This is a genomic window from Neobacillus niacini (genome assembly GCF_030817695.1).
Classification (GTDB): domain Bacteria; phylum Bacillota; class Bacilli; order Bacillales; family Cytobacillaceae; genus Neobacillus; species Neobacillus niacini_F.
The window spans coordinates 1,514,764-1,522,500 of sequence record NZ_JAUSZQ010000002.1 but is presented as its reverse complement, the minus strand read 5'-3'; the positions used below and the strand labels follow the sequence as shown (position 1 = coordinate 1,522,500).

Annotated in this window: 4 protein-coding genes, 1 tRNA gene and 2 rRNA genes (1 of these 7 only partly in view); 2 read left to right on the top strand and 5 right to left on the bottom strand. The window is 41.1% G+C overall.

The genetic code is table 11. The annotated features are described in order from the left end of the window. Together QFZ28_RS07765 and QFZ28_RS07760 are read right to left on the bottom strand one after the other, a co-directional pair. Positions 1-498 (bottom strand): 23S ribosomal RNA (locus QFZ28_RS07765) (it extends 2,439 nt beyond the left edge of the window). 190 nt (positions 499-688) lie between these two features. After that, positions 689-2,238 (bottom strand): 16S ribosomal RNA (locus QFZ28_RS07760). The 16S and 23S rRNA genes sit together here, the layout of an rRNA operon. Before the next feature lie 599 nt (positions 2,239-2,837). Here QFZ28_RS07760 and QFZ28_RS07755 point away from each other — a divergent pair. Both QFZ28_RS07755 and QFZ28_RS07750 read left to right on the top strand, forming a co-directional pair. Further along, positions 2,838-3,536 (top strand): MgtC/SapB family protein, encoded by a 699-nt coding sequence (locus QFZ28_RS07755; RefSeq protein WP_307194115.1) that lies wholly within the window; start codon positions 2,838-2,840, stop codon positions 3,534-3,536. 67 nt (positions 3,537-3,603) lie between these two features. Next, positions 3,604-3,676 (top strand) — tRNA-Ala (locus QFZ28_RS07750). Positions 3,677-3,916: 240 nt separating this feature from the next. Here QFZ28_RS07750 and arfA read toward each other — a convergent pair. The 3 genes from arfA to QFZ28_RS07735 all read right to left on the bottom strand — a co-directional run bounded on the left by arfA (position 3,917) and on the right by QFZ28_RS07735 (position 7,721). Further along, entirely contained in the window at positions 3,917-5,452 is a 1,536-nt protein-coding gene (arfA, locus tag QFZ28_RS07745; protein ID WP_307194114.1) for an arabinosylfuranosidase ArfA, read from the bottom strand. Between the two features lie 113 nt (positions 5,453-5,565). Then, positions 5,566-6,906 carry an ABC transporter substrate-binding protein gene (locus tag QFZ28_RS07740; protein WP_307194113.1) on the bottom strand — a complete coding sequence of 447 codons (1,341 nt, stop codon included), beginning with the start codon at positions 6,904-6,906 and terminating at the stop codon, positions 5,566-5,568. Positions 6,907-7,055: 149 nt separating this feature from the next. Next, entirely contained in the window at positions 7,056-7,721 is a 666-nt protein-coding gene (locus QFZ28_RS07735; protein ID WP_307194112.1) for a YesL family protein, read from the bottom strand. Positions 7,722-7,737: the final 16 nt, after the last annotated feature.

Below are 7,737 nucleotides of genomic sequence, written 5' to 3'. Positions count from 1 at the left end.
ACTATCGGTCACTAGGGAGTATTTAGCCTTGGGAGATGGTCCTCCCAGCTTCCGACCGGATTTCACGTGTCCGGCCGTACTCAGGATCCACTCAGGAGGGAACGAAGTTTCAACTACAGGGTTTTTACCTTCTATGACGGACCTTTCCAGATCGCTTCATCTACCCCGTTCCTTTGTAACTCCATGTTGAGTGTCCTACAACCCCAAGAGGCAAGCCTCTTGGTTTGGGCTATGTCCCGTTTCGCTCGCCGCTACTCAGGGAATCGCGTTTGCTTTCTCTTCCTCCGGGTACTTAGATGTTTCAGTTCCCCGGGTCTGCCTTCCATACCCTATGTATTCAGGTAAGGATACTGCTCCATTACGAGCAGTGGGTTCCCCCATTCGGAAATCTCCGGATCAAAGCTTACTTACAGCTCCCCGAAGCATATCGGTGTTAGTCCCGTCCTTCATCGGCTCCTAGTGCCAAGGCATCCACCGTGCGCCCTTTCTAACTTAACCTAAATGGTTATACTCTTATTTAAATAAGAGAGAAAAACTAAAATGGCGATTCTCGGTTTATACTTTGACTTCTTCTTACGATTATCTAGTTTTCAAAGAACGAATGTTTTGAGAGAAATTGCACTCTCAAAACTAAACAAACAAGTAACAGTCAACGTTTATCAGTCCACAAGGACTGCATTATCCTTAGAAAGGAGGTGATCCAGCCGCACCTTCCGATACGGCTACCTTGTTACGACTTCACCCCAATCATCTGTCCCACCTTAGGCGGCTGGCTCCTTGCGGTTACCCCACCGACTTCGGGTGTTACAAACTCTCGTGGTGTGACGGGCGGTGTGTACAAGGCCCGGGAACGTATTCACCGCGGCATGCTGATCCGCGATTACTAGCGATTCCGGCTTCATGTAGGCGAGTTGCAGCCTACAATCCGAACTGAGAATGGTTTTATGGGATTGGCTAAACCTCGCGGTCTTGCAGCCCTTTGTACCATCCATTGTAGCACGTGTGTAGCCCAGGTCATAAGGGGCATGATGATTTGACGTCATCCCCACCTTCCTCCGGTTTGTCACCGGCAGTCTCCTTAGAGTGCCCAACTGAATGCTGGCAACTAAGAACAAGGGTTGCGCTCGTTGCGGGACTTAACCCAACATCTCACGACACGAGCTGACGACAACCATGCACCACCTGTCACTCTGTCCCCCGAAGGGGAACGTCCTATCTCTAGGAGTGTCAGAGGATGTCAAGACCTGGTAAGGTTCTTCGCGTTGCTTCGAATTAAACCACATGCTCCACCGCTTGTGCGGGCCCCCGTCAATTCCTTTGAGTTTCAGCCTTGCGGCCGTACTCCCCAGGCGGAGTGCTTAATGCGTTAGCTGCAGCACTAAAGGGCGGAAACCCTCTAACACTTAGCACTCATCGTTTACGGCGTGGACTACCAGGGTATCTAATCCTGTTTGCTCCCCACGCTTTCGCGCCTCAGCGTCAGTTACAGACCAGAAAGCCGCCTTCGCCACTGGTGTTCCTCCACATCTCTACGCATTTCACCGCTACACGTGGAATTCCGCTTTCCTCTTCTGTACTCAAGTCCCCCAGTTTCCAATGACCCTCCACGGTTGAGCCGTGGGCTTTCACATCAGACTTAAAGGACCGCCTGCGCGCGCTTTACGCCCAATAATTCCGGACAACGCTTGCCACCTACGTATTACCGCGGCTGCTGGCACGTAGTTAGCCGTGGCTTTCTGGTTAGGTACCGTCAAGGTACCGGCAGTTACTCCGGTACTTGTTCTTCCCTAACAACAGAGCTTTACGACCCGAAGGCCTTCATCGCTCACGCGGCGTTGCTCCGTCAGACTTTCGTCCATTGCGGAAGATTCCCTACTGCTGCCTCCCGTAGGAGTCTGGGCCGTGTCTCAGTCCCAGTGTGGCCGATCACCCTCTCAGGTCGGCTACGCATCGTCGCCTTGGTGAGCCGTTACCTCACCAACTAGCTAATGCGCCGCGGGCCCATCTGTAAGTGTCAGCGTAAACCGACTTTCAGCTTTTCCTCATGAGAGGAAAAGGATTATCCGGTATTAGCTCCGGTTTCCCGAAGTTATCCCAGTCTTACAGGCAGGTTGCCCACGTGTTACTCACCCGTCCGCCGCTAACCATAAAGTGCAAGCACCTTATGGTTCGCTCGACTTGCATGTATTAGGCACGCCGCCAGCGTTCGTCCTGAGCCAGGATCAAACTCTCCAAGAAAGTTGATACAGCTCATTTTGTTACGTTGGCTAGTTTCTATAGAAGAAACTAAAATAATTTTGTTGACGTTCTTGTTTGTTTAGTTTTCAAAGAACAATATCCCATCAACTTTGAGCTCGTCCAATTAAGCGGCTCAAAAGCGACCTCTTTAATTTAACATATCCTTCATCTCAATGTCAACAACTTTTTTTATTTCTTTTTTGTTGTGTGACTCTCTCGGTGAGGACGAGATTTAATATAACATGTTCCAAAAATGTTTGCAATATAATTTTAAACTTTTTTTTGATTCATTACTATTTCATAGGAATTAAACAACATTCATCAGTATGGAATTAAGAATAAAGAATATTCATCTGCCAAAGGATAAAAATCAAATGGGACACGGATTCATAAAATCAGCTATCCATGTATATGTAATTAGAGAAGGCTTTTAAAATTCAAACTAAAAACAAAACATACAGATTTATGGTACTGCTTTATTTCAATGGATATTTTAGTAGTATGGAAATTTTCTTTTTTAACATAGTGCGGTTATCGTATAATAGAAATAACTAACTGTACAAGCACAACCTATATTAATAAATAATGGACGTGAATTGATGGAGAATATTGATTACGATATATTAATAAAGCTTGGAATCTCAGCAATTTTGGGACTTATTATTGGACTTGAACGCGAATTAAAGAGAAAACCTGTAGGGCTTAAAACTAGTCTTGTCATATCTGTTGTAAGTTGTCTACTTACCATTGTTTCAATCGAGTCTGCTTATATGTTTCCTGATTCTGATAATGTAAGAATTACGATGGATCCTCTTCGTCTTGCAGCACAAATTGTTTCCGGAATCGGTTTTCTAGGGGCAGGTGTAATCCTTAGAAGAGGAAATGATAGTATCTCAGGATTAACAACAGCCGCTATGATATGGGGAGCAGCAGGAATCGGAATTGCTGTAGGAGCCGGTTTTTTTATTGAAGCGTTTGTTGGTGTTGCATTACTCATCATTAGTGTTGAATTAGTACCTTACGTAATGAAATTTATTGGTCCAAAACAATTGCGCGAGAAAGAAATCAGTCTACAATTATTTATCAGAGAAAAAATTCAAATTGAAAATGCCATTTCCTTTTTAATGGGGAGAAAATATATTATTCGCCGAATCCGTATAAAGGATTTAGACAATGGTGATCACCTCGTTCAGATATTAGTGGCAGTAGATTACCGTGAAAAAACAACCGATGTGTATGATTCTGTTTCAAATTTAGACGGAGTTCAAAAGGTTGAAATAGAAAGTATGGGTCAATGATAAAAAAATGAAAAATACTATTGCAAGAATGGTACGAGAAAGATATAATTTTTCTTGTACCACATACGGGGGCTTAGCTCAGCTGGGAGAGCGCTTGCATGGCATGCAAGAGGTCGTCGGTTCGATCCCGATAGTCTCCATACTACTTTGACCATGCTAAAGCATGGTCGTTTTTATTTTTGGTCACATTTATACTCTAATTTATTTTTGGCCACTAATTACATAATTAAATCGTTAAGTTTATTTATTGTATCCTGCTGCATTGTAGGGAGAATATGCTCATATGTGTCTAATGTAATTTTTGTGTTGCTATGGCCCAATCTTTCGGAAACACCCTTTACATTGACACCCTGGGATAATAAAATCGTTGCTTGTGTATATCATAAATCATGAAAACGTATAGATTTCCTTCGCTTTGCTAAGCGAATTACGTTCCAAGATAACTTTGGTAAAACAGCTGCAACGCTGCCATTTTCTGCTTTAGCATTACCATTTGTGTGAGGTGCTACTGGTGTTCCTTGAGCAGAATTCGTTTGCTTTAAATTACCGTTGTTTTCCAGAACTATATGCTCAACGACTTCATAGCTATCGAAGTTGCGGATGTCGACTGTTAAATCTAACCCTTCTTCTAAGTGACGGTTTACAGCGAAAATGGTTAATGTTTCATGCTCCTCGTTGTAAACAGCTGTTGATTCTAAATATGGTACATCTGTGAAATCCTTACTATCATACTTAGGGCTTGAAATAATAGGATTTAACGATACACCGCGGCCAAAAACAGAAGTATGCATATATGGATAGAAAATGGTTTGTTTCCATGCAGTTCCATTTTCTTCCGTCATAATTGGAGCAATAACATTTACTAATTGAGCAAGACAGGCAATTTTGACACGGTCAGCATGCTTTAATAAAGTAATCAGCATACAGCCAACCAATAAGGCATCTTCGAAGTTGTAAATATCTTCTAACTGCGGAGGTGCAATACTCCATGGTTCGATTAATTTATCCTGCTCTCTGCTGTGATACCAAACATTCCATTCATCAAATGAAAGATTAATATTCTTTTTCCCGCGCTTCTTAGCTTTAATATAGTCTGCAATCGAAATAACAGATTTGATAAAGTCATCCATTTCAAGTGATAAAGCTAAGTAATTGGAGATTTCATTATCTCTGTTTCCATAATATTGATGTAAAGAGATAAATTCAACATGATCATATGTATGATCTAAAACAGTGGCTTCCCAATCTGCGAATGACGGCATATTACGGTGTGAGCTGCCGCATGCTACTAACTCGATTGTGGGGTCAACCCATTTCATCACCTTTGCTGCTTCTTGGGCGATACGTCCATATTCCGCAGCAGTTTTGTGTCCAATCTGCCATGGACCATCCATTTCATTTCCGAGACACCATGTTTTAATCTTATATGGATCCTTTACCCCATGAGAAATACGTAAATCACTATAATGAGAGCCGCCAGGATGGTTACAGTACTCTACTAGATTTCGAGCTGAATCAATACCACGAGTCCCTAAGTTTACAGCCATATTTACTTCTGCGTTTACAAGCTGTGCCCATTTCATGAACTCGTTTGTACCGATTTCATTAGTCTCAGTCGTACGCCAAGCAAGTTCTAGTCGACGCGGGCGCTGTTCTATAGGTCCAACACCATCTTCCCAGTTATATCCAGAAACAAAGTTACCGCCAGGGTAACGAACAAGCGGTACTTGAAGTTCCTTTACCATTTCAATTACATCTTGGCGAAAACCATTCTCATCTGCCTGCGGATGTCCAGGTTCGTAGACTCCCCCATAAACTGCACGGCCTAAATGCTCAACAAACGATCCATAGATTCGGTTATCTACCTCAGATACTTTAAAATCTTTCTCTAAAATCATTTTTGCTTTTTGTATCATTGTTTTCTCCTTCCAGTATGTATGCTTGTATTATATTTTTTAATTAAGAGAAAAGGGTCAGATCCTTTTGATTAAAAGCGTTTAGACCCTTTTACTCCCTAATTTATTTATGATTATTGCATAGTCGATTCTATTGCTTCTTGGGCTTTCTTTAATGCTTCCTCAGGAGATTCTGATTTTTGTCTTAAAACATTGTTTAAGGTATTAGTATTCAACTCAGTCAAGGCGTCAGGAAGATGTTCAGTAACATGAATACCAGGAATTTCATCTTTAATGCTTAACAATGTATCAAAAATATCATTACCAAAGAATTGATAGAACTTGTTATCTTCACGTACAGCTGGGTCTTCCCATACATCATGGCGTGGAGGGTCAAAGCCTAAAACTGTCCATAATTTAATATTAGCTTCCTTAGAAAGCTTCGCAAATGCTAAGAATTCTTTTGCAAGTTCAGCATGCTTTGTTTGGTTTGTAACGACAGTACCTGTTCCGCCGATACCAACTGAGCGGCCGCCGCCTTCTTCCCAAGCAGGTAATGGACGAATGACCATTTTACCTTTTAGATCTGGCATGTAATCAGTGAAACGGCCCATGTACCAAAGAGGCATAGAGATAGAAGCAGCTTTCCCTTCATTCATATAGGCATAATATTCTTCAGCATGCGGCTCTCCGCCCGGAGTAAGCTCAGCAATTTTGTGCTTATAAAGCATATCATTTAATAATGTAAGTGTTTTTACATTCTTTTCACTGTCAACAGTCAGGTTCCCTGCGTCATCAAATAAATCTGAGCCTTGTTGGCTGATCATTTGCTGGAATTGAGTTGCGTCTCCAGTATGTACATTTGTCATAACCGCATCTGTGTTTGCAACTACTTTTTTACCTGCTTCGATATAGTCATCCCAAGTCTTAATAGAATCAATATCAACACCTGCAGCATCCATAATTTCTTTATTGTAATACATCATAGTTGCTCCAACGTGTGTTGGCAAACCATAGTAATTACCGTCTTTTGCATATAGGTCAAGACGTGATTGAACGAAATTCTCCTTCTCAGGTTCAACATATTCATTCATAGGTAATAATTGTGGTTCACCTTGTAAGAAGTTAGGAAAACGGCCTACTTCGATATCGGAAATATCAGGAGCGCCTTTACCAGATTGTAAGGCAAGTAATAAGTTATTGTGCATTTGGTCGTAAGGGAATGTTTCAGCAACCAGCTTGATTTTCTTATCTGGGTGAAGTTCATTCCAACGAGGAACGGCATCTTTAAAGAAATCCATGTGTAATTCAACAAATGTCCAATATTTTAATTCAGTAGCGTCTTTTTCGTCTGCACCAATTACTTCTTTTTCGGTTGCTTCTCCGCCGGCTGATTCAATACCACCGCCAGAGCACGCCATTAACATGGCCATCATTACACTTAAAAGTAAAGCTAACAAACTTTTCTTTTTCATTTTTGTTCCTCCTAAATATTAGATTAATAAATGGAGCAAAAAATCCTTTTTTTATTTCAGAGAAAACTTCACCTCCCTTAAGTCAGGCAAACTAGAATCCTACGATAACGCTTACAGTTTTGAAATATTTTAAATAACTAGTAAAACCATTAAGCAAGGGTGGGTTGTTCTTCACTCTCTGATGTATTGGACAGTTTATTTTGGTGTCCGTCCAACTGTCTAAAAATTTGCAACGAAAACCACATACAGCCCATTCCGATTACACTAACCGTGAAAAAGGGAATCACACCTGGATAACTAAGTGAAAAATATAGACCAGCAAAGATCACGGTACCAGAAAGAATCGTATAATGGATTTTAGATAGACCTATAATAATTCCGTTTTTGAAATGCTGAAGACAAGTAGCTTTATAGTGTGTTAGTAATGGAAAAGACCATATTACGAGAATAGTATAGAACAAAACGATAAAGTAAAAAGCAAATGGTACAACAAAGACAATTTCATCCCCAAGACTCGAAAGCACTCGATAATTTACATAAAGAATAATTCCAACTATCGATAGAATCCATCCCATAATATTAGATGCTAAAAATTCCTGACGATATATTTGCTTGAAGGTGTTCCAAATTTTCAGGTCTTCTTCACCCATTTGCCACTTTCTAGCTACTCCCAGTAAGGCAGTTGTAGCTGGAAAAATTCCACCTGCAACTAATCCAAATACAGAAAACACAATCCATAATACGTTCAACATGACAAGGCGAACAATCCAATGAAGTAAATAATCTAGTTTTGTTACGATTTGTTTTCCATTCATGTTTTACCAACACCTC